22 protein-coding genes and 3 pseudogenes are annotated in these 23307 nt (G+C 63.6%); 16 read left to right on the top strand and 9 right to left on the bottom strand.

Going from position 1 to position 23307, the window contains the following annotated elements; translation table 11 throughout:
* Nucleotides 1-31: 31 nt before the first annotated feature.
* The 5 genes and pseudogenes from X742_RS152030 to X742_RS152045 all read left to right on the top strand — a co-directional run bounded on the left by X742_RS152030 (nucleotide 32) and on the right by X742_RS152045 (nucleotide 4685).
* Nucleotides 32-1048, top strand: coding sequence for a polyprenyl synthetase family protein (locus X742_RS152030; RefSeq protein ID WP_023772962.1), 1017 nt, complete (start codon nucleotides 32-34; stop codon nucleotides 1046-1048).
* 97 nt (nucleotides 1049-1145) lie between these two features.
* The gene (locus X742_RS152035; RefSeq protein ID WP_023772961.1) at nucleotides 1146-1814 is read left to right on the top strand and encodes a GntR family transcriptional regulator; all 669 of its coding nucleotides are present in this window, start codon (nucleotides 1146-1148) and stop codon (nucleotides 1812-1814) included.
* 106 nt (nucleotides 1815-1920) lie between these two features.
* Nucleotides 1921-2298 (top strand): annotated as a pseudogene (locus X742_RS0137250) (biotin transporter BioY); the annotation flags it as partial.
* A 19-nt stretch (nucleotides 2299-2317) separates the two neighbouring features.
* Nucleotides 2318-2767 carry a DUF1284 domain-containing protein gene (locus X742_RS152040; RefSeq protein WP_023773053.1) on the top strand — a complete coding sequence of 150 codons (450 nt, stop codon included), beginning with the start codon at nucleotides 2318-2320 and terminating at the stop codon, nucleotides 2765-2767.
* Nucleotides 2768-2909: 142 nt separating this feature from the next.
* Nucleotides 2910-4685 (top strand): tetratricopeptide repeat protein, encoded by a 1776-nt coding sequence (locus tag X742_RS152045; RefSeq protein ID WP_023772960.1) that lies wholly within the window; start codon nucleotides 2910-2912, stop codon nucleotides 4683-4685.
* Between the two features lie 84 nt (nucleotides 4686-4769).
* On the opposite strand, the gene X742_RS152050 is transcribed toward X742_RS152045, so the two are convergent.
* The gene (locus tag X742_RS152050) at nucleotides 4770-5231 is read right to left on the bottom strand and encodes a GNAT family N-acetyltransferase (RefSeq protein ID WP_023772959.1); all 462 of its coding nucleotides are present in this window, start codon (nucleotides 5229-5231) and stop codon (nucleotides 4770-4772) included.
* Between the two features lie 202 nt (nucleotides 5232-5433).
* Between X742_RS152050 and X742_RS152055 the strand changes: the two genes are divergently transcribed.
* Nucleotides 5434-6378 (top strand): glycine--tRNA ligase subunit alpha, encoded by a 945-nt coding sequence (locus tag X742_RS152055; RefSeq protein WP_023772958.1) that lies wholly within the window; start codon nucleotides 5434-5436, stop codon nucleotides 6376-6378.
* 3 nt (nucleotides 6379-6381) lie between these two features.
* On the opposite strand, the gene X742_RS1000000174820 is transcribed toward X742_RS152055, so the two are convergent.
* Nucleotides 6382-6558, bottom strand: a complete 177-nt coding sequence (locus X742_RS1000000174820) for a hypothetical protein (protein ID WP_023772957.1) — start codon at nucleotides 6556-6558, stop codon at nucleotides 6382-6384.
* Between the two features lie 195 nt (nucleotides 6559-6753).
* On the opposite strand from X742_RS1000000174820, the gene glyS reads away from it, so the two are divergent.
* Both glyS and X742_RS152065 read left to right on the top strand, forming a co-directional pair.
* Nucleotides 6754-8985, top strand: a complete 2232-nt coding sequence (glyS, locus tag X742_RS152060) for a glycine--tRNA ligase subunit beta (RefSeq protein ID WP_023772956.1) — start codon at nucleotides 6754-6756, stop codon at nucleotides 8983-8985.
* Nucleotides 8986-9160: 175 nt separating this feature from the next.
* Nucleotides 9161-9457 (top strand): hypothetical protein, encoded by a 297-nt coding sequence (locus X742_RS152065; RefSeq protein WP_023772955.1) that lies wholly within the window; start codon nucleotides 9161-9163, stop codon nucleotides 9455-9457.
* A gap of 73 nt (nucleotides 9458-9530) precedes the next feature.
* Here X742_RS152065 and X742_RS152070 read toward each other — a convergent pair whose 3' ends face one another.
* Complete coding sequence (locus X742_RS152070) at nucleotides 9531-9917, bottom strand: hypothetical protein (RefSeq protein ID WP_023772954.1); 387 nt, start codon at nucleotides 9915-9917, stop codon at nucleotides 9531-9533.
* A gap of 175 nt (nucleotides 9918-10092) precedes the next feature.
* Nucleotides 10093-10569: a hypothetical protein gene (locus X742_RS152075; protein WP_245273834.1), complete on the bottom strand. Its 477-nt coding sequence runs from the start codon at nucleotides 10567-10569 to the stop codon at nucleotides 10093-10095.
* A 154-nt stretch (nucleotides 10570-10723) separates the two neighbouring features.
* Here X742_RS152075 and X742_RS152080 point away from each other — a divergent pair, with 154 nt between their 5' ends.
* From X742_RS152080 to X742_RS152090, 3 genes are all read left to right on the top strand, one after another.
* The gene (locus tag X742_RS152080) at nucleotides 10724-11698 is read left to right on the top strand and encodes an L-threonylcarbamoyladenylate synthase (protein ID WP_023772952.1); all 975 of its coding nucleotides are present in this window, start codon (nucleotides 10724-10726) and stop codon (nucleotides 11696-11698) included.
* A gap of 9 nt (nucleotides 11699-11707) precedes the next feature.
* Nucleotides 11708-13138, top strand: coding sequence for an FAD-binding oxidoreductase (locus X742_RS152085; protein WP_023772951.1), 1431 nt, complete (start codon nucleotides 11708-11710; stop codon nucleotides 13136-13138).
* A 190-nt stretch (nucleotides 13139-13328) separates the two neighbouring features.
* Nucleotides 13329-13895, top strand: coding sequence for a DUF6101 family protein (locus X742_RS152090; RefSeq protein ID WP_023772950.1), 567 nt, complete (start codon nucleotides 13329-13331; stop codon nucleotides 13893-13895).
* 37 nt (nucleotides 13896-13932) lie between these two features.
* Here X742_RS152090 and ubiA read toward each other — a convergent pair whose 3' ends face one another.
* A complete protein-coding gene (gene ubiA, locus X742_RS152095; RefSeq protein WP_023772949.1) occupies nucleotides 13933-14916 on the bottom strand; it encodes a 4-hydroxybenzoate octaprenyltransferase in 984 nt (327 codons plus the stop codon).
* Nucleotides 14917-14998: 82 nt separating this feature from the next.
* The gene (locus X742_RS152100; protein WP_023772948.1) at nucleotides 14999-15910 is read right to left on the bottom strand and encodes a LysR family transcriptional regulator; all 912 of its coding nucleotides are present in this window, start codon (nucleotides 15908-15910) and stop codon (nucleotides 14999-15001) included.
* A 90-nt stretch (nucleotides 15911-16000) separates the two neighbouring features.
* Here X742_RS152100 and X742_RS152105 point away from each other — a divergent pair, with 90 nt between their 5' ends.
* Nucleotides 16001-16822, top strand: a complete 822-nt coding sequence (locus tag X742_RS152105) for a phytanoyl-CoA dioxygenase family protein (protein WP_023772947.1) — start codon at nucleotides 16001-16003, stop codon at nucleotides 16820-16822.
* Nucleotides 16823-16975: 153 nt separating this feature from the next.
* Nucleotides 16976-18253 (top strand): phosphoribosylamine--glycine ligase, encoded by a 1278-nt coding sequence (purD, locus tag X742_RS152110; RefSeq protein ID WP_023772946.1) that lies wholly within the window; start codon nucleotides 16976-16978, stop codon nucleotides 18251-18253.
* A 19-nt stretch (nucleotides 18254-18272) separates the two neighbouring features.
* Here purD and X742_RS152115 read toward each other — a convergent pair whose 3' ends face one another.
* Both X742_RS152115 and X742_RS1000000175795 read right to left on the bottom strand, forming a co-directional pair.
* Entirely contained in the window at nucleotides 18273-19385 is a 1113-nt protein-coding gene (locus tag X742_RS152115) for a glycoside hydrolase family 25 protein (protein WP_031248062.1), read from the bottom strand.
* A gap of 133 nt (nucleotides 19386-19518) precedes the next feature.
* The gene (locus X742_RS1000000175795) at nucleotides 19519-19755 is read right to left on the bottom strand and encodes a hypothetical protein (RefSeq protein WP_023772944.1); all 237 of its coding nucleotides are present in this window, start codon (nucleotides 19753-19755) and stop codon (nucleotides 19519-19521) included.
* Nucleotides 19756-19964: 209 nt separating this feature from the next.
* Here X742_RS1000000175795 and X742_RS1000000176735 point away from each other — a divergent pair.
* From X742_RS1000000176735 to X742_RS152125, 3 genes and pseudogenes are all read left to right on the top strand, one after another.
* Nucleotides 19965-20913, top strand: a pseudogene (locus tag X742_RS1000000176735) (acyl-CoA dehydrogenase family protein); the annotation flags it as partial.
* Nucleotide 20914: 1 nt separating this feature from the next.
* A pseudogene (locus X742_RS1000000176730) lies at nucleotides 20915-21905 on the top strand (acyl-CoA dehydrogenase); the annotation flags it as partial.
* 19 nt (nucleotides 21906-21924) lie between these two features.
* Nucleotides 21925-22677: a crotonase/enoyl-CoA hydratase family protein gene (locus tag X742_RS152125; RefSeq protein WP_023772943.1), complete on the top strand. Its 753-nt coding sequence runs from the start codon at nucleotides 21925-21927 to the stop codon at nucleotides 22675-22677.
* A 9-nt stretch (nucleotides 22678-22686) separates the two neighbouring features.
* On the opposite strand, the gene pdxH is transcribed toward X742_RS152125, so the two are convergent.
* Entirely contained in the window at nucleotides 22687-23304 is a 618-nt protein-coding gene (gene pdxH, locus X742_RS152130; RefSeq protein ID WP_023772942.1) for a pyridoxamine 5'-phosphate oxidase, read from the bottom strand.
* Nucleotides 23305-23307: the final 3 nt, after the last annotated feature.

The raw sequence follows: 23307 nt of genomic DNA, 5'->3' as shown, positions 1-23307 counted from the left end.
CACGCGTTATACCAAGACGGGAGTGATTGTCGTGGGTGTCGTTCTCAACATCGAAAACGGGAAGCGGGAGCCCGCCTCCATCAAGGATCTCATCGATCTGACTGCTGCCGATATGGGACGTGTCAACGAGCTGATCCTGTCCAAGGCCGGCTCCGACGTCGAGATGATCCCCGAGGTCGCCAACCACCTGATCTCGTCCGGCGGCAAGCGGCTCAGGCCAATGCTGACGCTAGCTGCGGCGCAGATGTTCGGCTATGCCGGCGAGGGCCACGTCAAGCTCGCCACTTCGGTCGAATTCATGCATACGGCCACGCTTCTGCATGACGACGTGGTCGATGAAAGCGGCATGCGGCGCGGCAAGAAGACCGCCCGCATGATCTGGGGCAACCAGGCCAGCGTGCTGGTCGGCGACTTCCTGCTTGGCCAGGCCTTCCGCATGATGGTCGATGTCGGCTCGCTCGAAGCGCTCGACATCCTGTCTAGTGCAGCCTCGATCATCGCCGAGGGCGAAGTCATGCAGCTGGCCGCCGCCAAGAACCTCGAAACCACCGAGGACGAGCATTTTGCCGTCATCAAGGCCAAGACCGCCGCGTTGTTTTCGGCCGCCGCCGAGGTTGGCCCGGTCATCGCCCAGGCGACCCGCAACGACCGTGCGGCGCTGCGTTCCTACGGCATGAATCTCGGCCTTGCCTTCCAGCTGATCGATGATGCGCTGGACTATGGCGGCACCAGCAAGGATCTCGGCAAGAATGTCGGCGACGATTTCCGCGAGGGCAAGGTGACCTTGCCGGTCATCCTCGCCTACCGGCGCGGCAGCAAGGCCGAACGCACCTTCTGGAAGCGCGCCATCGAGGACAACGTCACCGACGACGCCGGGCTGGAAAAGGCGATCGGCCTCATGACCCGCCACGGCGCCATTGCCGATACGATAGGGCGCGCCCGCCATTTCGGCGAAATCGCCCGCGACGCCTTGGCGCCGCTTGAAGAGACGTCGCAGAAATCGGCGCTGATCGACGTCATCGATTTCTGCATCAGCCGGGTGAACTGAGCGCCTGAAGGTTCCTAAGGGGCCGTCAGTAAAAAGACGCCTGTGAATCCGCCCTGCCGTCTCGACAAGCCGCACCACCGCAAATTATCTATAAACCATGGCAAAAGGCACGGACGACACCATAGCGGTGCGCATCGGCAAGGCGTTGGCGGACCGCATCATCTCCGGCGCGATCGAGCCGGGGGCGAGGTTGCGGCAGGATCATGTCGCCGAGGAATTCAACACCAGCCACGTTCCCGTGCGCGAGGCCTTTCGCCGCCTCGAGGCGCAGGGCCTTGCCGTCAGCGAGCCGCGCCGTGGCGTGCGTGTCGCGGCCTTCGATCTGGGCGAGGTCAAGGAGGTCGCCGAAATGCGGGCCGCACTCGAAGTGCTGGCACTGCGCCACGCCGCGCCGCATCTGACCTCGGCCATTCTGGACCAGGCCGAGGAGGCGACAAAGGCCGGCGACAAATCCCGTGACGTCAGGTCGTGGGAGGAGGCCAATCGCGCCTTTCACCGGCTGATCCTGGCGCCCTGCGGCATGCCGCGTCTGCTTGCCACCATAGACGACCTGCACGCGGCAAGCGCGCGCTTCCTGTTCGCGGCCTGGCGCTCGGAGTGGGAGACGCGCACCGACCAGGACCACCGGGCGATCCTCACCGCCTTGCGGCGGGGAAATACCGAATCGGCCGCGGCAACATTGGGACGGCATGTCCAATGGATTGGCCGCAAGCCGGTCAGGACAGCCTCCGGCGCCACGCGCGAAGCTTTCGCCATCGTGGGTTAAGGTGCCTTTTTCCAAGCCCAGGCTTGCTATCACCCAAGAAATGTGGATTCGATAATAGATCGAAAGCAAAAATTATCTATAACTTGGATCGACCGAAGGGAAGCTTATGACCAACCTCGCATTCTCGTCCGCCAGACCGTCCTTCAGCCCGCTGCGCCTGCAGCAGCGATCGCTCGGCTGGCAGGCCGGCGCCGTCGTGCTCGGCACGCTGTTCCTGGCGCTGTCCTCCTACATCGAGGTGCCGATGGTACCGGTTCCGGTGACCATGCAGACCTTCGCCGTGACGATGATCGGTGCGCTCTATGGCTGGCGGCTTGGCGCGGTGACGATTGCCGCATGGCTGGTCGAAGGTGCTGTCGGCTTTCCGGTCCTGGCCGGCGGTGCTGCCGGCATTCAGCATTTCGTCGGCCCGACGGGTGGCTATCTCTTTGCCTTTCCTGTCACCGGCGCGCTGGTCGGCTGGATGGCCGAGCGCGGCTGGAACGNATGAACTTGCCCAAGCCGTGACGATCAGGTTGCGCGCCCACCATCTCCTTTGCCTGCTCACCTATGTGGGCAAGGGCTACAGCCCCGTTTTCACCGCCAATTATGACGGGATCGCGGAGCGTCTGAGCCGGGGCGAGGACATCGTCCTCGTCTCCGGCCCGGACGACATCTGCGCACCGTTGCTTTATGAGCCGGAACCGCACTGCCTGCGAGAGGGCGCGGCCGAGCGGGACCGGCAGGCCGCGGAAGACGTGGAAGCGCTGCTGTCTCGGCCGATCCGGGACGGCGCACGCCTCGATCTCGATGCGCCCATCCTGATACGGCTGCGGCAGGCGTTTTCGGCCGGCCACGTGCGCAACGCCTGCGGCGGCTGCGACTGGAGCGTGCTGTGCGGCGCGGTGGCAAGCGGCGGCTATCGCGATACGCGGCTGCAGCGGCCTGTTGACGCGCAAAACCGTCCCATTTAGCCATGGTTTGTTAATCGGGTGACCCGATTGTGAATTTCAGGCGGATTGAAGCGCGACCCCAAAAAGGCCATGCTTTGCCCGGAAAGATCGAGTCTGGGTCGATCCGCTGACGCGGAGATGGCGCCTGGCTGAAAGGGATATGATGCAGCAAGGACGTGCGCGCTGGCTGACAAGGCTGGCAATTGTGACGGGCGTGGCGATTTCCGCATTGCCGGCCTATGCCAAGCAATCCACCGAACCGGTCAAGATCTCGTCATTTTCGGGCGCCTATCTGGCTGCCAGGATCGCCGAGGGCGACAACGACCTCGACAGCGCCATCGCCTATTACAAGCAGGCCCTGGCCTTCAATCCTGGTGACACAGCCCTGCAGCAGAGCTTGATGCTGTCGCTGATCGCTCAAGGCCGCTTCGATGAATCGCTGGTCTATGCCGACAAGCTCAAGGAAGTGCCGGATGTCGAGCGCTTCTCGCGCTTGGCGCTTGCGGTCGATACCTTCCACAAGAAGGATTTCACCAAGGCGCAGTACTGGCTCAAGCTGTCGCTGGAATCCGATCTCGACCGGCTGATCTCCGGCGTCATGTCCGGCTGGGCCGAACAAGGTGCCGGCCAGGCCAGCGAAGCGATGGCTTCGATCGACAAGCTGCAGGGGCCGGACTGGTTCGGCCTGTTCAAATCCTTCCACCGCGCCTTGATCGCCGATGCGTCTGGTATGCCTGAAAAGGCCGAGGCTATTTATGCCGCGACGATGCAGGACACCACCGCCGGCGGTGCGGCGCCTGAAACCTGGATGCGCAATGCGCAGGCCTATGCCTCGTTTCTGGCCCGCAAGGGCGACAAGGCCAAAGCGATGTCGGTTCTCGACCAGGCCGAGGCGTTCTCGCCGGGCAAGCTGGAAATCGTCGCCTTGCGCGACAGGATCAGCAAGGGCGACAAGATCGCGCCCTTCGTGTCCGGTCCGTCCGACGGTGCTTCCGAGATCCTGCTCGATCTTGCCACCGCGCTCAACCGTGGCGGCGGCGAGCCATTCGTGCGCCTCTATTTGCAATATGCCTTGGCCCTGAAGCCCGACAGCGACGCTGCCCTCGTGCAACTCGCCGCCGTAGCCGAACAGCTGAAGAACGGGGAAGGCGCCATCGCGCTCTATCGGCGCATCCCCGACTCTTCGCCGCTGAAGGAGATTTCGGACCTGCAGCTTGGCCTCAACCTTGCCGATCTCGACCGCCATGACGAGGCGATCACGCATCTGAAGGCCTTTGTCGAAGCTCATCCCAACGACATGCGCGCCTATCTGGCGCTCGGCGGTGTCTACTCCTCGAAGGACGATTTCCGCTCCGCCGCCAATCTCTACGACAAGGCCGTCGAGGTGCTGAAGACACCGACCGCCGCCAACTGGAACATCTTCTATCAGCGCGGCATCGCCTATGAACGGCTGAAGGAATGGCCGAAGGCCGAGCCGAATTTCCGCAAGGCGCTGGAATTGCAGCCAGACCAGCCGCAGGTGCTGAACTATCTCGGCTATTCCTGGGTCGACATGAACACCAACCTGAAGGAAGGCCTGGAGATGATCCAGAAGGCCGTCGATCTCAGGCCGAGCGACGGCTATATCGTCGATTCCCTGGGTTGGGCTTATTTCCGCCTCGGCCGGTTCGATGACGCGGTGCGCGAGATGGAACGCGCTGTCTCGCTGAAGCCGGAAGATCCGGTTCTGAACGACCATCTCGGCGACGCCTACTGGCGCGTCGGTCGCAAGCTGGAAGCCACCTTCCAGTGGAACCAGGCCCGCGACTTGAAGCCTGATCCGGACGTGCTGGCCACCCTGCAGCAGAAGCTGATGAAGGGCCTGCCGCCGATCGAGTCCAACACGGCGCAGGAAACCCCAAAGGTCAAGCCGGAGCCGGTTCCCGCCCCGAAGGGGTGAAACCGCCTTTTTGGAATGCGAACGGGGCTCTCGGAGCCCCGTTTTCGTTTGATATCCGTCCGCTTAAAACGCCTGCCGACGCGCTCAGAACATCTTTCGATAGACGACGAAGCCAGAGCGTTCGCCGACCTTGTCATAAAGCTTCATCGCCGTGTGATTGGTTTCATGCGTTAGCCAGTATACTCGGCCGGAACCGGCCGCCTGGGCGCGCTCGTAGACGCCTTCGATCAGCGCACGACCGACGCCTTTGCCGCGCGACGATTCGTTGGTGAAAAGATCCTGCAGATAGCAGTTCGGGGCGATCGCCGTCGTGCTGCGGTGGAACAGGTAGTGGACGAGGCCAAGCAACTCGCCTTCGTTTTCCGCGACCAGCGCATGGACAGGCTCGTAGGCGTCGAAGAAGCGCGACCACGTCATTGCGGTGATCTCGCTTGCCAGCGCCGTCTCGCCCGAACGACCGTAGAACGCGTTGTAGCCGTCCCACAGCGGCAGCCATCGGTCGAAATCCAGGGGCGTGAGGGGGCGGATGCTGATCGGGCTGGACATGGCTGAACCTGCTGTGCTTGGAGCGGACGCTTCGTCGAATTGGATCGCGGACCGTGGCGGCGGGCAATGGGCCAGTCGCTCGCAAAATCCTCAACATCGCCCGGCATGCTCACGGCGGGCCACATCGGACGCGCTTGCTTGACGCTTCGCCGCCGTGTCTCTAGGACGTGGCCGCAAGCTAGCCTGTGTCGCCGAGGCCACCGTGACGATTGAAATCCCAGCCCATATGCATCCCAGCCGCTCGTTCCAGGGGCTGATCCTCACTTTGCACAATTACTGGGCGGCATATGGCTGCGTCATTCTCCAGCCTTATGACATGGAGGTCGGCGCCGGCACTTTTCACCCGGCGACGACGTTGCGCGCGCTAGGGCCCAAGGTCTGGAACGCCGCCTACGTCCAGCCTTCGCGCCGTCCCAAGGACGGCCGCTATGGCGAGAATCCCAACCGGCTGCAGCACTACTACCAGTACCAGGTGATCCTGAAGCCCAATCCACCGAACCTGCAGGAGCTTTATCTCGGCTCGCTTGCGACGATCGGCGTCGATCCTCTGTTGCACGACATACGCTTCGTCGAGGACGACTGGGAAAGCCCGACGTTGGGCGCCTGGGGCCTTGGCTGGGAATGCTGGTGCGACGGCATGGAAGTCTCGCAGTTTACCTATTTCCAACAGGTCTGCGGCATCGAATGCGCGCCGGTGGCGGGTGAACTCACCTACGGCCTGGAGCGCTTGGCCATGTATGTGCAGGGCGTCGACAATGTCTACGAACTCAACTTCAACGGCCGCGAGGGCGCCGACAAGGTAACCTATGGCGATGTTTTCCTGCAGGCCGAGCAGGAATATTCGCGCCACAATTTCGAATACGCCAACACGGCGATGCTGCTCAGGCATTTCGAGGACGCCGAGGCCGAGTGCAAGGCGCTGCTCGAGGCCGGCGCGCCGGCGTCGAACGACAATCTGCCGATGCACAAGATGGTCTTCCCGGCCTATGACCAGTGCATCAAGGCCAGCCATGTCTTCAATTTGCTGGACGCGCGTGGCGTGATCTCCGTCACCGAGCGCCAGAGCTACATCCTGCGGGTGCGCAATTTGGCGAAGGCCTGCGGCGAGGCGTTCTTGAAGACGCAGGCGGGTGGGTTGGCGGCCTGAGCCTCAAGCGTCCTCGATCATTTCGAGGGAAGCACTGATCGGCGGCAGGATCTGGCCGCTCGGACCAGCCATTGTCCTTAGCGCCTGCCGCACGCCCGGCATCGAGAAGGCGCCGTGGGCCTGCGCGGTGAAGCAGGCGCTGAGCGCAAGGATCTGAAGAAGTCTGGATGCCGTTTTCATCGTCGTTCAGCCAATAGTCCCCTGCCTGAGCGTGGGTCGCTTCAGCGCAGCCTTCGGTTCATGAAAATCTTTGATCCAAGGACGGGCGGGTTCGGCTCGTCCCGACAGGCCTATTGAAATTTATGGAAAGGGTGACAGCGGCCAGCCGAGTTGCTATGCCCCGCGCGGACCACTCTCCCGCATGAGCTGACCCCGATGCCTGACCTGCTTCTTGAACTTCGTTCCGAGGAAATTCCTGCCCGCATGCAGCGCAAGGCGGCGGGTGATTTGAAGAAGATGCTGACCGACGGTCTGGTCGAGGCGGGTCTCACCTATGAGGCCGCGCGTGAGTATTGGACGCCGCGGCGCCTGACGCTGGATATACGCGGACTCAACGCACGCTCGAAAGACATTCACGAGGATATCAAGGGGCCGTCGACATCGGCGCCAGAACAGGCCGTCCAAGGCTTCCTGCGCAAGGCCGGCCTGTCTTCGATCGCCGAGGCGCACGTCCATTCCGACCCGAAGAAAGGCGACTTCTACGTCGCCCATATTTCCAAGCCGGGCAGGGCGGCCGAAGAGATCATCGCCGGACTGGTGCCTGACATCATTCGGAATTTTCCGTGGCCGAAATCGATGCGCTGGGGACCAGCCTCGGCCAAGCCGGGCTCGCTGCGCTGGGTGCGGCCGCTGCAATCGATTCTATGCACCTTCGGCCCCGAGACCGAGGAGCCGGTGGTGGTCGATTTCGAGATCGACGGCATCCGTTCGGGCAACATCACCTACGGCCACCGTTTCCTCGCGCCCGGCGAAATCACCGTGCGCCGCTTCGACGATTACGTGGGCAAGCTCGAGGCGGGCAAGGTCGTGCTCGACGCCGACCGTCGCAAGGAGATCATCCTCGCCGACGCCCGCAACCTCGCCTTCGCCAACGGGCTCGACCTGGTCGAGGACGAGGGCTTGCTTGAGGAAGTGTCGGGGCTGGTCGAATGGCCCGTCGTGCTGATGGGCGAGTTCGAAGAGGCTTTCCTTGCCATTCCAGCCGAGGTGATCCGCCTGACGATCCGCGCCAACCAGAAATGCTTTGTCACGCGGCCGCAGGGGGAAAGCGAGGCGCTCTCCAACCGCTTCATCCTCACCGCCAACATCGAGGCGAAGGACGGCGGCAAGGAGATCGCCCACGGCAACGGCAAGGTGGTGCGCGCCCGCCTGTCCGACGCGCTTTATTTCTGGACGACCGACCAGGGCGACCTGCCCGATCTCGACCAGCTCCGGGCATCCGCCGAAAAATTCGGCCTCGATCTGAAGAAGCCGCTAGACCAGCGCATGGCCCGCCTCGACCATCTCAATGTGACCTTCCACGCCAAGCTTGGCACGCAGGGCGAGCGGGTGGAGCGCATCAAGCGATTGGCGGAGGAATTGGCGGCGGTCGTTGGCGCGGACCCCACGCTCGCGGGCCGTGCGGCGGTTCTCGCCAAGGCCGATCTCACCACTGAAGTCGTCGGCGAGTTTCCCGAATTGCAGGGCGCGATGGGCCGCAAATATGCGCTGCTGCAGGGCGAGCATCCATCCGTGGCCGCGGCCGTCGAGGAGCACTACAAGCCGCAAGGGCCGTCCGATTATGTGCCGAGCGATCCAGTGTCGGTCGCCGTGGCGCTCGCCGACAAGCTTGATACGCTGGTTGGTTTCTGGATCATCGATGAAAAGCCGACTGGGTCGAAGGACCCCTACGCATTGCGCAGAGCCGCGCTTGGGATGGTGAGGCTGGCTCTGGAGAATGGAACGCGGCTATCGCTTCTTTCCACCATGGCCAACCATCGAAAGACCACTGTTGACCAGATTGATAAAAGGCAAGCCAGGGAGCAAGCCGAGTCAGGCGGCGACCATGCGCACGGGGGCGGGCAAGTCGGCGACGGGAAGTCCGTGGATCGAGACCTCCTCGCCTTCTTCCACGACCGCCTGAAAGTCTACCTCCGCGACCAGGGCGCGCGCCATGACCTCATCGACGCGGTGATCACGTCTCAGTCCGACGACCTCCTGCAGATCGTGCGCCGCGTCGAGGCGCTTGGCTCTTTCCTTGACACCGAGGACGGCAAAAACCTGCTCGCCGGCACCAAGCGTGCTGCCAACATTCTGGCGGCCGAGGAGAAGAAGAAAACGGCGGTCGCCGAAGCCGTTGAGCCGGCGTTGTTCCGGCAAGATGCGGAGAAGTCGCTGTTTGCCGCGGTGAATCAGGCCGAGAAGCAAGCCGGCGAAGCGATTCAAAACCAAGACTTTTCGGCTGCCATGCTGGCGCTTAGCGTGCTGCGTGAACCCGTTGATTCATTCTTTGAGCATGTTCTCGTGAATGATGAGGACCTGTCCGTGCGTGCCAACCGACTGGCGCTGCTCGCGCGCATTCGCACGGCTACCGGTCAGGTCGCGGATTTCTCGAAAATCGCTGGTTAAGAAGCACTTTGCCGAAAAGTCGGCACCGATTTTCGGACAAGATCATGCCGGGATAAAGGGGCCGCGGGCCGCTGGAAAATATGTTCCGGCCGGCCCCTCGAGCCGGCTTACAGTCATATGACGATGATCTCTCCGTGGCAAAAGGGGCGTGTTCCCTACCCCAACGGAGGCTTCCATGAATTCCGATCACGAAATCGAAGTGACAGAAGAAACCTCGGCTCCTGCCGAGCCGCTTGAATTCGCTTCCGAAACCGCCCTCGATCATGCCGCTGCTGCCACCACGGTCGAGGCCGCTGATCTGTCTGACGAAGATGGAGATGGCGATGACGAGGAAGGCGACGACGAAGACGGCGAAGAGTCTGACGAAGACGACGCCGATGATACCGTGAAGGCCGAAGGCGATGACGCTGAAGAAGAATCCGACGACGGCGAGTCCGAAGACGACGACGACGACAAGGAAGAAGCAGCCTGATTTTTCAGGTAACAGGTTCTCGAGGGCGGCGCTTTCGCGCCGCCCTTCCGCCGTCTTCCCCAAATTGATTTAATCAGTTTTCCAGAATGCTGACGCGCACGCTGTTTTCATAGACGTCGACCTGGATCAGCGGCTCGCCATTGACGATGGCGCGCTTGGTCGAGGAACTCATCGCGCCGGGGCGCTCCAACATGCGCTGCAGGTCGGCGCGCTGGTCGTTGGTCCTGAACCAGGCGTCGCTCTCGTCGTCGCCGTCGCGGCGATGGAATTTGTGCCAGTTGGCGCGGTCCTGCCGCACCATCTGCGCGGCCCCATTTAGCGCATAGCCGTCGCTCGCCTGGTGATCGCGATCGGAAATGCGCGCGACATAGGATCCCAGCATGTCCTCCGCTTGGGCCACGCCCCCAAGCAATGACGCCAGCAGAAACCCAGCCACCGTAACGGTCTTCGAATTTTTCATGAGCAACCCCCTTTGCCTTGAACAATGCAATTGCGTCCGCCGGAGCCGCTTGGTGAAATTGAGGCGCAGAGCCGCCAGCGAGATACTCTAGACGAAATTCGCCGGACAATCGTGCGCAGGGCGCCAGACCGCCGTCAAGCCGCCGAGCATTTTGCCCGCCCGGTTGGCGAGATCGCTATTTGACCTTGCCGGCTCCCGAAGCAGGCTGGTGGGCTGGCGGTGGCTGCACGGCTGCCGCCGGTGCCGCTGCTTTCCCGTGCGCTGCCGGCGCGGGGGCTGCCGAGGCTGTCGCCGTCGCAGGGGCGGTTGGGGTGGCTGGGGCCGTTGCCGCGGCCGGCGCTTTGGCCTGCACGGGTGTCGAGAAAGCGCCGCCGACGACGCCACCCCTGATGATCATCGGGCTCTGCGCGAAGGAGTGCGTCGCCTCGGTCTTGTCCGGGATTGCCGCGACTTTCTCGTAGGTGACGTCAGGCTCGCCAAGCGCAATGACGGACACAACGTCGCTCGCCTTGCCGTCGGCCGCCTTCAGCGCAAGGATGGAGGGTGTCGAGGCCGGCGCACCGGGAAAGACCAGCGACGAGGCCTGAGCCCCGCCACCCATTGAGGCCAGAGTGATGGCAAGCGCTCCCCAAATACGAACAGACACCGACATAGCTCCCCGTTGCCCAGAAGCCGCATGATAGTACTTGGCGATTGATGCCGGCTTTCGTGGAAAGATAGCATTTTAGGGATTGGTGAATTGCCGATGCCCGCTTGCCCCGGCGGCCCCGTCGTATTACGCAGCCGGCATCCGCGAGGTGACGAGAGTGGCTGAGATACTTGCCGTCGGCGAAGCGATGGAACCGGCGTTGGCGCTGCTCCTGGGCGGCGATGTCGTCGCCATCCCGACGGAAACCGTCTACGGGCTGGCCGGCGATGCCACCAACGGCATTGGCGTGGCGCGCATTTTCGAAGCCAAGGGGCGGCCGCGTTTCAATCCGCTGATCGCCCATGTCGCCGACATGGCGATGGCCGAGCGCATCGCCTCGTTCGATCCGCTGTCTAGGAAGCTCGCGCTTGCCTTCTGGCCGGGTCCGCTGACGCTGGTGCTGCCGCAGCGCCCCGGCAATGGCATTCATCCGCTGGTCACGGCCGGGCTCGACACGATCGCCGTGCGCATGCCGAGGGGTTTTGGCGGCGACCTGATCGCCAGGCTTGGCCGACCGCTTGCCGCGCCCAGCGCCAACTCATCCGGCAAGATCAGCGCGACGACAGCGCAAGCGGTGGCTGCGGATTTAGGCGCGCGCATCAAACTGGTGGTCGATGGCGGCGCCACGCCGGTCGGCCTGGAATCGACCATCGTCAAGGCCGAAGGCGAAAGATTGCGCCTGCTTCGGCCCGGCGGCATTGCCGCCGACGAGATCGAGGCGGCCATCCGCATGGAGCTGCAGCGCGGCGGCATTGCCGGCATCGAGGCGCCGGGCATGCTTGCCTCGCACTACGCACCGGGCGCGGCTGTTCGGCTCAATGCCGGCACGGTTGGTGAAGGAGAAGCGTTGCTTGCCTTCGGCGACCAGCGCGCGGAAGGCTGGCGCGGCGCAACCGCTTTCCTCAACCTCTCCCTGTCAGCTGACCTGCGTGAAGCGGCAAGCAATCTCTTTGCCTACATGCAGGATCTCGATCGCAGCGGCGCGCGGATTATCGCCGTCGAGCCAATTCCCTTTGACGGGCTCGGCGAGGCCATCAACGACCGGCTCTCCCGTGCCGCCGCTCCTCGTGACAACGCGCGGCCCACAACGTAGTTTTCCCAGATGACCGAAACCGCAAAGACACTCGATCCCGCTCTCGTCGATCGTTTCGCGGCGATCGTCGGCGACAAATATGCGCTGCGCGACCAGCAGGATATCGCGCCTTATCTGATCGAGCGGCGCGGCCTCTGGCATGGCGCGACGTCCCTGGTGCTGCGGCCGGGCAGCGTCGACGAGGTCAGCCGGATCATGCGGCTGGCGACAGAGACCGGAACGCCGATCGTGCCGCAAAGCGGCAACACCGGGCTGGTCGGCGCGCAGGTGCCGGACAGATCCGGCCGCGAGATCGTCCTGTCGCTGTCGCGACTGAACCGCATCCGCGAGATCGATGTACTGTCCAATACGGTCACGGTCGAGGCCGGTGTCATCCTGCAGACCTTGCAGGAAGCGGCCGATGCCGCCGACCGGCTGTTTCCGCTGTCGCTCGCCGCGCAAGGCTCCTGCCAGATCGGCGGCAACCTGTCGTCCAATGCCGGCGGCACCGGCGTGCTGGCCTATGGCAATGCGCGCGAACTGTGCCTCGGCGTCGAGGTGGTGCTGCCGACCGGCGAGGTGTTCGATGATTTGCGCAAACTGAAGAAGGACAACACCGGCTACGACCTGAAGAACCTGTTCGTCGGCGCCGAAGGCACGCTCGGTGTCATCACCGCCGCCGTGCTCAAACTGTTCCCGAAGCCGAAGGGAAGGGATGTCGCCTTCGTCGGCCTATCGTCGCCCGACGCCGCCCTTTCCCTGTTCAGCCTGGCCATGGACCGCGCCGGAGCCGCACTCACGGCCTTCGAACTGATCGGCAAGCGCCCGTATGACTTTACCCTTGCGCACGCCCAGGGCGTCGTGCGGCCGCTGGCCGGAGACTGGCCCTGGTACGTGCTGATGCAGATGTCGTCCGGCCGCTCAGCGGAGGATTCTCGGGCGCTGATCGAGGATGTGCTTTCGGCGGGTCTCGAGCAGGAATTCGTGGGCGATGCGGTCATCGCCGCCAGCCTCGGGCAGGGCGATGCCTTCTGGGATTTTCGCGAGCTGTTGCCCGAGGCACAGAAGCCGGAAGGCGCTTCGATCAAGCACGACATTTCAGTGCCGATCGCATCGATACCGCGCTTCATCGTGGAGGCCGCCGGCGCGGTGGCGTCAGTGAGCGCCGGTGCCCGCGTGGTCTGCTTCGGCCATATGGGAGACGGCAATCTCCATTATAACATTTCACGGCCCGTCGACGGCGACGACGAAGCGTTCCTGGCGCTCTACCATGCCATGAACAAGGCCGTGCATGACGTGGTGCGCAGCCTGCACGGTTCGATCTCGGCCGAGCACGGCATCGGTCAGTTGAAGCGCGACGAACTGATCGCCACCGCGCCGCCCATGGCCATTGATCTGATGCGCCGGGTCAAGGCTGCCTTCGATCCGGCCGGCATCATGAATCCTGGTAAGGTTATCTGATCCTTTCAGCATCTTGTTGCTGGTGGCATTCCGATAACCATCCCTGAGATCAGCAAAATTTAACCGACTTTCTTAAGCGCGGCGGTAAGGAGCCGGCGCTACTGTTTCCCCATAACGAGGCCGGGAAAACTGGCCCGGAGAGAACCGGACACCGGCTCTCAGGAGACAGACAGGAAGGCGCTCTATGAACGTGAACACTGGACTGAAGCCAGTCTGGGCGGGACGCAACATGCGTCTCGACCCATTCCGCCTGCCGCAGGTGGTGAGCTATGCCACACGCGACGATTATGGCGACGTAACCTTCACGATCGACCAGCGCGGCGCCGTGATCCGCCGCCTGCTCGAGATGAGCGGGCTGCCGGCGATCATCGTGCTGCCCGCCAATGCATTTCGCGGCGTCGCCGCCCGTGCGATGGAGGATCCGGAAGGCAATGTCACGGTGACCCTGGAACTCCTGCACAACGATCCGATGCTGTCGGTGCCGCTGCTGGTGGCCGACGATCTCGAAGACGTCGCCGCCGACTGGCGCGCCTGGGCCGACGCCTACCGTCTGCCGATGCTGCTCATCGAATCCGATGGCGTCGCCCGCACCCTGGAAGAATCGCTGGGCGCCGCGATCAAGACGCTGCCGCCGCAGGGGCGCCGCAAGGGCCGCGTTTCCAATATGCGCCGCCCCCGTTTCCTTGCCCGCCGCAGAGCCGGTGACCTCGGTCTCAGGCTGGTGATCGGCGGCGAGGAGATCATTTCCAGAGACTAGCCTTCTTCTCCCCGTATAGAGACGGGGAGAAGGAAGACTACACCAGCGGCTTCAGCGCCACCCACAATGCGCCGCCGATCAGGCCGAGGAAGATTAGCCAGCCGACCTGGTTATTCGACCGAAACAGCCGCAGGCACTGGTCTGGATCGTCGATATCCAGAACCGCGATCTGCCGGGCCATGTGGGCGCCGGCGGCGATCAATCCCGCCAGTGCCACCACCGGCGCCTGCGCCGAGGCGAAGGCGATGGCGAAGCAGATCAGCGTACCGCCATAAAGGCCTGCGAGCCATGTCTTGGTGTTGTCGCCGAACAGCCGCGCGGTCGAACGCACGCCGACAATGGCGTCGTCTTCCTTGTCCTGGTGGGCATAGATCGTGTCGTAGCCGATCACCCACAGGATCGAACCGATATAGAGCATGATGGCGGGTCCATCGAGATCACCGAACTCGACCGCCCACCCCATCAGCGCGCCCCAGGAAAAGGCGAGGCCTAGAAACAGTTGCGGCCAGTTGCTTATCCGCTTCATGAATGGATAGACGGCGACGATCCCCAGCGAACAGACGCCGAGCAGAATGGCAAAGCTGTTGAACTGTAAGAGAACCGCCAGGCCGACCAGGGCCTGCAGGACAAGAAACAGCCAAGCCCGCCGGCGCGTGGTCTGGCCGGACGGCAGCGGGCGTGAGCGGGTGCGTTCGACCTGGCTATCGATGTCCTGGTCGACAATGTCGTTATAGCTGCACCCGGCGCCACGCATGGCGATGGCTCCAATCAGGAAGAGCACAAGGTACAAGGGCGCCGGCAGTAGCGAGAGCAGCGGGTCGCCTGGGCGCGGATAGGCGCTCGCCGCCAGTGCGGCCGACCACCAGCATGGCCACAAAAGCAACTGCCAGCCGATCGGCCTGTCCCACCGCGCCAGCTGCGCATAGGGCCAGATGGCGCGCGGCAGCACGCGATAGACCCAATGGCGGTTCGGCGCATCGGCGACGCGACCCTGGGCCGCTTTCGACTGGACAGGTTCCATTGGCATGGAGTGGCAGCAGCGGCGGAAACCGTCAAGCGGCAAGCGGAGGAGCGGCAAGCGGAGGAGCGGCGGCGGCCAACGGTCACGACACGAAGATGTCGCGTGTGGAAAACCAGACTTTCGCCACCGCGATGAAAGCCAGCGCCGCATTCGACACGCGCTGATGCGTGTCGTGGGTGAGAATGATGCGCTGCATGGGCAGCGGATCCGACAGCGGTTTGCAGACGAGGCGCAAGCCGTCATAGCTGTAGTCGCCATGCGGGCGAGTATAGCTGACCGCGACGCCGAAGCCGTTGGCCACCATGCTGCGCTGGAGTTCGAACGAACTTGTGCGCATGTCGGCCACCGGCGACAGGCCACGGCCGCGGAACAGGTCGAGCATATGCTGCCAGCTATGCGGCTGGTCGGTCGTGATCAGCGGATAGCCGGCCAGATCCGCCAGGCTGACCTCCGGGCGGCCCGCCAGTGCATGGCCCGCCGGCAGCAGCGCATGCGGCCGAAGCTCGTGCAACAGGATGCGGGCGAAATGCGACGGCAGGCCGAGATCGTAGCTGAGGCCGAGATCGACGGCGGCGTCCGCCAGGCGTCGCCCGAGCGTCTCGAACGTCTCGTCACGGACGACGACCGCGACCGCTGGATGGCGTTCGGAGAAGGCGCGGATGAGGCCCGGCGCGAAATAGGGCGCCAGATCCTCGAAGCAGCCGAGCACCAGCTCGCCACCGATGGCTGAATTGCCCGAACCCAGGCTCATCAGTTCGTCGGTCTCGGCAAGAACCTGCTTTGCCTTCGCTACCGCGACACGGCCAAAGGAGGTCAGCGAGACGCCGCTTCCCCGCTGGCGTACGAACAGCTTCTGGCCGAAATCCCTTTCGATGGCGTCGATGGCCACTGAAATCGACGGCTGTGAAATGTTGATCGCCCGCGCCGCGCCGGTGACGCTGCCATGGCGTGCGACGGCGATGAGATAGCGGAGTTGCGTGAGGGTAAGGCTCATAGCCAGAACCTATGTGTCAGATGAGAAGTTATTATTTTACTGAATGAGAGGAGATTGCGATAGTGCCCTCGATCCTGAGAGGAGGACACCATGGCTCCCCAAACCGCCGCACAGCCAATCGACTCCGAAATCATCGATGCGCGGACAATTGCCGACTATCAGCGTGACGGTGCGGTCTGTATCCGCGGAGCCTTCAAGGGCTGGGTCGACGCGATTGCCGCCGGCATCGAGCGCAACATGCGGAGCCGCAGCGCCACCGCGTCCGACATCGCTGGCGGCAAGGGCAGCTTCTTCGACGACTACTGCAACTGGGAACGCATCCCTGAATTCGTCGATGTCGTGCGCAATTCTCCGGCGGCGCGACTGGCGGCTGCGGTGATGCAGTCGCGCACCGCGCAGTTCTTCCACGACCATGTCCTGGTAAAGGAGCCCGGTACGCAGAAGCCGACGCCGTGGCACCAGGACATCCCCTATTATTTCGTCGACGGCCAGCAGACGGTGAGCTTCTGGATCCCCATCGATCCGGTGAAGGAAGCGACGCTGCGCCTGATCGCCGGCTCGCACAAATGGGACAAGATGATCCTGCCGGTACGCTGGCTGGACGATGGCAATTTTTACGCCGCCGAGGGCGATTACCGCCCGGTGCCCGATCCCGACATCGATCCGTCGATGAAAGTTATCGAATGGGAGATGGAGCCGGGTGACGCCATCCTGTTCGACTTCAGGACGGCACACGGCGCGCGCGGCAATATGACCGCGGCCCGGCGCCGGGCGTTGTCGCTGCGCTGGGTCGGCGATGATGCCCATTATGTCGAGCGACCGGGCCGCACCTCGCCGCCCTATCCCGGCCATGGCATGCAGCCGGGACAGAAGTTGCGCGAGGATTGGTTTCCGGTGGTCTTTCAGGGCTGAACCAGCGCCGGAATAGGGGCGGCGGTGGCCGGCGCCCCCTATTCGACAGGGATAACGTTCCCGTGCGCAATCCTCCCTGATGCCTTGACCCGTCGCCCAGAGAGCAATAGCGGGTTGTTCTCTCTATAGGATAGGCGGCATCAAGAGGTGGCCATGAACGTTCTTCTTCTCGGCTCCGGCGGCCGCGAACATGCGCTGGCCTGGAAGATCGCCGCTTCGCCGCTGCTGACGAAGCTCTACGCGACCCCCGGCAATCCGGGCATCGGCAGCGAGGCCGAACTGATTAAGCTTGATATCACCGATCACGCCGCGGTCGTTGCCTTCTGCCGGGAGACAAAAATCGATCTCGTCGTGGTCGGCCCGGAAGGCCCGCTCGTCGCCGGCATCACCGATGATCTGCGCGCCGAAAACATCCGCGTCTTCGGGCCTTCGAAGGCCGCCGCGCGGCTCGAAGGCTCGAAGGGCTTCACCAAGGACCTCTGCGCCCGGTACAACATTCCGACCGCCGCCTATGGCCGGTTCGGCGACCTGGCCTCGGCCAAGGCCTATGTCGAGAAGACAGGCGCGCCGATCGTCATCAAGGCCGACGGGCTCGCAGCCGGCAAGGGTGTCACCGTCGCCATGACGATGGAGGAGGCACAGGCGGCCCTCGCGTCCTGCTTCGACGGGTCCTTCGGCGCCGCCGGCGCGGAGGTGGTGATCGAGGAATTCATGACCGGCGAGGAGGCGAGTTTCTTCTGTCTCTGCGACGGCACCACGGCGCTTCCCTTCGGCACCGCGCAGGACCACAAGCGCGTCGGTGACGGCGACGTCGGTCCCAACACCGGCGGCATGGGCGCCTATTCGCCGGCCCCGGTAATGACGCCTGACATGATCGAGCGCACCATGCGCGAGATCATCGAGCCGACGATGCGCGGCATGGCCGAGCTTGGCGCGCCTTTCGCCGGCATTCTGTTCGCCGGACTGATGATTACGGAAAGCGGGCCGAAGCTGATCGAATACAACACCCGCTTCGGCGATCCCGAATGCCAGGTGCTGGTGATGCGGCTCAGGGATGATCTGCTGGTGCTGCTCAATGCCGCGACCGATGGCCAGCTCGCGCATATGTCGGTACGCTGGCGCGACGAGGCGGCGCTGACCGTTGTGATGGCGGCCAGGGGCTATCCCGGCACACCGGAGAAAGGCTCCGTCATCCGCGGCGTCGACGCCGCCGCCGGTGAAGGCGTCCAGATTTTCCATGCCGGCACCGCAATCAATGGCGGCGCGCTGGTCGCCAATGGCGGCCGTGTGCTCAACGTCACGGCGACCGGCGCCACGGTCGGAGAGGCGCAGGCGCGGGCCTATGCCGCGCTCGACCGCATCGACTGGCCGGACGGGTTCTGCCGCCGCGACATAGGCTGGCAGGCCCTGGCGCACGAACAGGCCGGCTGAAGCTCTGACCGGATGGCGGCTACCGCTGACCTCGGTCGAGGGTTGTCGAAGCGGTGCTGAGCGGGTCGGCCGCGGCAAAGGCGGCGTCGAGTTGTTCTGGGGAGCGCTGTTCGGTTCGCTTCCAGGCGACATATTGCACAATGCCGAACTCCGGCCGTCGCGGTACCGTCTTCACGACTGGCATGCGGAACCCGTCACGAAATTTTGACCAACGCGAACCGAGCACCGCGACCATTTCCTCGAATGTCGGCGGTGTTGCCACATCCGCATAGATGAGGGTGGCCTTGCCGGCGAGCGCGGCTTCGCGCGAGAGCGGCACCGGTACGCTGGCAAGATAGTCGGATGGCACGTCGATCAGCCCGCCAAAGGGCCATTGCTGGCGCAGCGTGGTGGCATCCGTCGGCGCGACGTTGACGTCGATATTGTCAGGCGTGCCGGCCACCCTGTAGGGGCAACGGAAGCGGCCGCAATTGGCTTGTGCCGAGAATTGCCAGAGCGCATAGCCCTGCCAGTTACCCATCGGAAAATGCACGTCGATATCAGGCTTGTAGCGTGCGTACCAAAGCGGCAGCCGCGACAGCAGCCGATACTTGTAGCGGTTGTCGGCGATGTATTGCGCCGTCTTGCCGTTGGTGTAGAGCACCGGGAAACGACCGATGCGCCGATGCACCTGGCGCACGAACTCCTCGGCATCGTCGAGCGACATCCATTGCGACGCATCGATGCCCTCGATATCGAGAGCCATCAGATCGTCCGGCGCGGGATCGGCGAAATCGAGGAAATTATTAGCCTGCTCGACCGGATTGCCGGGGCGGGCGAGATGATAGGCACCCCATTTCATGCCGAGTGCTTTGGCCACGACCCGGCGCGTCTGAAACAGTTCGCGCGTCACCGCATGGCGCTTCCACAATGCCTTGCAGAGCTTCACCTCGGTGTCGCCGCCGAAGCAGAAATAAGGCGGCGGCATGCCGTCGGACGCCTTGTTGATGAAGGCGGTGATGCGCTTGTCGGTGGCAAGCCGCGCCCAGTCGATGGAATTGTATTCGTAGGCGTCGACCACCAGCGCGCGGTCGGCGTTCTTCCACGGCTCGGAAAAATCCGAGGCCTTTGCCGCTGATATCAGCACCATCATCGCCGCAAGAGCGATCGCTGAGCGGCGAAGAGGATGCGCCGGCGTTTTCAAACAGGGAATCCCCGCTGACCAAACACCGATGGTGAGCCGGTATGGTTAAGAAATGCTTCCCGATGCTGAGGCCGCGGTGAAGTCAGCGCTGGCTGAATGGTTGAAATTCGAACGGATCCGGCGCGGGCTCTTGCCGCAGCGTGCCTTCGGCGGCGCGCTTGCGGTGGTGGGCGAGCGAACATTGCGGCGAACACAATATGCCACGATCCGACCAATAGGCAGCACCGTTTCCCAGGTCGTCGTGATAATAGGAAAACCCCGTTGCCCGATAGGGCAAGCCGCATTCGATGCAGCGATAGGCGTCAGGTCTGGCAAGGATGGGATTGTTCCGGTCGCTGGTTTTCGGTCGCCGGTCGATTTGTCCGGCGTCTGTCGAATTTAATACAGCCTCGCTGATTGCAAAATCAGCGTGACAAAGTTTGACGTTTACGTAAAAAGACGATGGGAGACCGCCAAAGGCGGGTGGTTTTGCGGCGGCGCTGGCTCTAGGGTCGGCGAGGCCGATGCATTAAGGGAGGATCGAGCGGCATGTATCGGGCACCGGTCGAGGATATCGCGTTTACGCTGAAGCATGTGGCCGGCATGAAATCCGCCATCGATAAGGGGGCGTTCGGAGACCTCAGCGAGGATCTGGTCGACGCCGTCCTTGGCGAGGCGGGCCGTTTCGCTTCCGAGGAGGTGGCCCCCCTTTATAAAATCGGCGACGAGCATGGCGCCGTGCTCAGGGATGCCGCGGTCACCACCCCGCCGGGTTGGAAGGAGCTCTATCGCCGCTGGATCGACGGTGGCTGGAATGCGCTTTCCGGGCCGGAAGAGTATGGCGGCCAGGCGCTGCCGACCATGCTTGGTGTCGCCGCACTCGAAATGTGGAACTCCGCCGCCATGGCGTTCGGCATCGGCCCGACGCTGACCATGGGCGCGGTCGAAGCGCTCGACAAGCACGCCTCCGAGGAGCTCAAGGCGACATATCTTGCAAAGCTCGTCTCCGGCGAATGGATGGGCACGATGAACCTGACCGAGCCGCAGGCCGGATCGGACCTTGCCGCCCTGCGCGCCCGCGCCGAGCCCGCCGGCGACGGCACCTACCGCCTCTTCGGCCAGAAGATATTCATCACCTATGGCGAGCACGATTTCACNCGAGCCCGCCGGCGACGGCACCTACCGCCTCTTCGGCCAGAAGATATTCATCACCTATGGCGAGCACGATTTCACCGACAACATCATTCATCTGGTGCTGGCGCGGCTTCCCGATGCGCCGGCCGGGACGCGTGGCATCTCGCTGTTCCTGGTGCCGAAATTCCTGGTCGGGGACGATGGCTCGCTCGGCGCGCGCAACGACGTCTTCTGTTCCGGCCTCGAGCACAAGCTCGGCATCCATGCCTCGCCGACCTGCACCATGATCTATGGTGATGGCTTCCAGGGCGCCAAGCCGGGCGCCATCGGCTGGCTGATCGGCGAGGAGAACAAGGGCCTCGCCNATCCATGCCTCGCCGACCTGCACCATGATCTATGGCGACGGTTTTCAAGGCACCAGGCCTGGCGCCATCGGCTGGTTGATCGGCGAGGAGAACAAAGGCCTCGCCTGCATGTTCACCATGATGAACAATGCCCGCCTCGCCGTTGGGATGCAGGGCGTGGCGGTCGCGGAAGCCGCGACCCAGAAGTCGATTGCCTATGCCAATGAGCGCCGCCAGGGCAAGGCGAGCGATTATTTTGGCGCCGGCATGGCGCCGATCGTCCATCACCCGGACGTGCAGCGCAATCTCCTGACCATGAAAGCGCTGACCCAGATCGCGCGGGCGATCAGCTATTCCTGTGCCCACGCTATCGACATGGCGCGTGCGTCGTCTGGCGACCAGGCGGCGCATTGGCGCGACCGTGCTAATTTGCTGACTCCGCTCGCCAAGGCGTTTTCGACCGATGTCGGCGTGGAAGTCGCCTCGCTTGGCGTCCAGGTGCATGGCGGCATGGGCTTCATCGAGGAAACGGGTGCGGCCGCGTACTATCGCGACGCGCGCATCGCGCCGATCTATGAGGGCACCAACGGCATCCAGGCGATCGATCTGGTGACCCGAAAACTGCCGCTCGGCGGCGGTGAGCATGTGCATGGCTACATCGACGAACTGGCTGGTATCGCCAATGCTGTGCGAACGTCGACCCTCGACGGTTTTGGCCGCGCCGCCGACGCTCTCGATCAGGCGCTCTCCGANGACGCGTTTCCTGCTGAAATTGTCGGCCGAGGGCCGGACGGAGGAGGCGCTGGCCGGTGCGACGCCGTATCTCCGGCTGATCTCGCTTGCCGCCGGCGGCGCCTATCTGGCGCGGGCCGCTCTTGCCGACCAGGGCCGCATCGCCCTTTGCCGCTTCTTCGCCGAGAACCTGCTTGGCGAAGCCAGTGCTTTGAAGGGGCGCGTCATCGATGGCGCCGGCAGCCTGGCTGCTGCCGCCGAGGCACTGATTTCCGCCTGACCTTCACAAGGAAAACACCGTGACAGACCACATCCTCGTCGAGCGCCAGGGCGCCATCCAGATCATCCGCATGAACCGGCCGGACAAGAAGAACGCGCTGACGCGTGCCATGTATGCGAAAATGTCGGCGGCCCTTGCCGAAGGCGACACCGATCCGGCGGTCCGCGTTCATGTCTTTCTCGGCGTGCCGGGCGCCTTTTCCTCCGGCAACGACCTTGCCGATTTCATGGTCGTGGCCACCGGTGGCGATGGCGGCACCGAAGTCTGGGATTTCCTGATCGCCCTGGCCGGGGTCGAAAAGCCCATCGTCTCCGGCGTCGACGGCATCGCGGTCGGCATCGGCACCACGATCAACCTCCACTGCGACCTGACTTTCGCCACGCCGCGCACCGTGTTTCGGACCCCCTTCGTCGATCTCGGCCTCGTGCCCGAGGCAGGATCGAGCCTTTTGGCACCCCGCATCCTGGGCCAGCAAGGTGCTTTCGCCCTGCTCGGTCTCGGTGAGGGCTTTTCGGCCGAGCGCGCGAAGGCCGCCGGGCTGATCTACGAGGTGGTCGAGGAAGGTGGGCTGGAGGCTTCGGTGCTTGCAGCGGCCGGCCAGATCGCGGCCAAGCCACCGGAAGCGCTCAAGATCGCGCGCGACCTGATGCGTGGCTCACGCGACGATCTGGTTGCCCGCATCGAGATAGAGAGCGAGCATTTTCGCGAGCGGCTGAAATCCGACGAGGCGCGCGCGGCCCTGACGGCATTCATGACCAGGAAAAAGGGCTGAAGGTTTTTTTCAGGGATAGAGCCTGGCCTTGTCCCAACCGCCTGCCGCGTTTCGTGAAAAGACGACGCGGTCATGCAGCCGGAACGGCCGGTCGTGCCAGAATTCGATCGTCTTCGGCACGATCCGGAAGCCCGACCAATGTTTCGGTCGCGGGATGTCGCCGATGGCATAACGCGCCGTGTATTCGGCGACCGCCTTTTCCAGCGCGAAGCGGCTTTCCAACGGCCGCGATTGCTTCGATGCCCAGGCGCCGATGCGGCTGCCGCGTGGCCGCGTCGCGTAATAGCTGTCGGCTTCGGCATCGCTAACGAGCTCCACCGGACCGCGAATGCGCACCTGGCGGCGCAGCGATTTCCAATGGAAACACATCGCCGCCTTCATGCTGCCAAGAATCTCCTGGCCCTTGGCGCTCTCGAAATTCGTGTAGAACACAAAGCCGCTTTCATCGAACCCCTTGAGCAGCACCATCCTTACGTCCGGCATGCCCTCGGCATCGACGGTCGCCAATGCCACGCCATTGGCATCGTTGATTTCGCTTTTGACAGCGTCGTCCAACCATGCGGCAAAGAGGCGAAACGGCTCGGCCGCCTCGGTAAAGTCACTGCTTGTTAACTCTGTGTCACTCATAGT

This window comes from Mesorhizobium sp. LNHC229A00 (assembly GCF_000502415.1).
Classification (GTDB): domain Bacteria; phylum Pseudomonadota; class Alphaproteobacteria; order Rhizobiales; family Rhizobiaceae; genus Mesorhizobium.
This window is presented reverse-complemented; position numbering and strand designations above follow the sequence as displayed.

Excerpts from the sequence above, each read along its gene's own strand:
- pdxH (WP_023772942.1), bottom strand. The coding sequence starts at position 23,304 with ATGAGTGACACAGAGTTAACAAGCAGTGACTTTACCGAGGCGGCCGAG.
- X742_RS152075 (WP_245273834.1), bottom strand. The coding sequence starts at position 10,569 with ATGTCGGTGTCTGTTCGTATTTGGGGAGCGCTTGCCATCACTCTGGCC.
- X742_RS1000000174820 (WP_023772957.1), bottom strand. The coding sequence starts at position 6,558 with ATGAAAACGGCATCCAGACTTCTTCAGATCCTTGCGCTCAGCGCCTGC.
- ubiA (WP_023772949.1), bottom strand. The coding sequence starts at position 14,916 with ATGGAACCTGTCCAGTCGAAAGCGGCCCAGGGTCGCGTCGCCGATGCG.
- X742_RS152070 (WP_023772954.1), bottom strand. The coding sequence starts at position 9,917 with ATGAAAAATTCGAAGACCGTTACGGTGGCTGGGTTTCTGCTGGCGTCA.
- X742_RS152105 (WP_023772947.1), top strand. The coding sequence starts at position 16,001 with ATGGCTCCCCAAACCGCCGCACAGCCAATCGACTCCGAAATCATCGAT.
- X742_RS152050 (WP_023772959.1), bottom strand. The coding sequence starts at position 5,231 with ATGTCCAGCCCGATCAGCATCCGCCCCCTCACGCCCCTGGATTTCGAC.
- X742_RS152085 (WP_023772951.1), top strand. The coding sequence starts at position 11,708 with ATGACCGAAACCGCAAAGACACTCGATCCCGCTCTCGTCGATCGTTTC.
- purD (WP_023772946.1), top strand. The coding sequence starts at position 16,976 with ATGAACGTTCTTCTTCTCGGCTCCGGCGGCCGCGAACATGCGCTGGCC.
- X742_RS152035 (WP_023772961.1), top strand. The coding sequence starts at position 1,146 with ATGGCAAAAGGCACGGACGACACCATAGCGGTGCGCATCGGCAAGGCG.
- X742_RS152115 (WP_031248062.1), bottom strand. The coding sequence starts at position 19,385 with ATGATGGTGCTGATATCAGCGGCAAAGGCCTCGGATTTTTCCGAGCCG.
- glyS (WP_023772956.1), top strand. The coding sequence starts at position 6,754 with ATGCCTGACCTGCTTCTTGAACTTCGTTCCGAGGAAATTCCTGCCCGC.
- X742_RS152100 (WP_023772948.1), bottom strand. The coding sequence starts at position 15,910 with ATGAGCCTTACCCTCACGCAACTCCGCTATCTCATCGCCGTCGCACGC.
- X742_RS152045 (WP_023772960.1), top strand. The coding sequence starts at position 2,910 with ATGCAGCAAGGACGTGCGCGCTGGCTGACAAGGCTGGCAATTGTGACG.
- X742_RS152065 (WP_023772955.1), top strand. The coding sequence starts at position 9,161 with ATGAATTCCGATCACGAAATCGAAGTGACAGAAGAAACCTCGGCTCCT.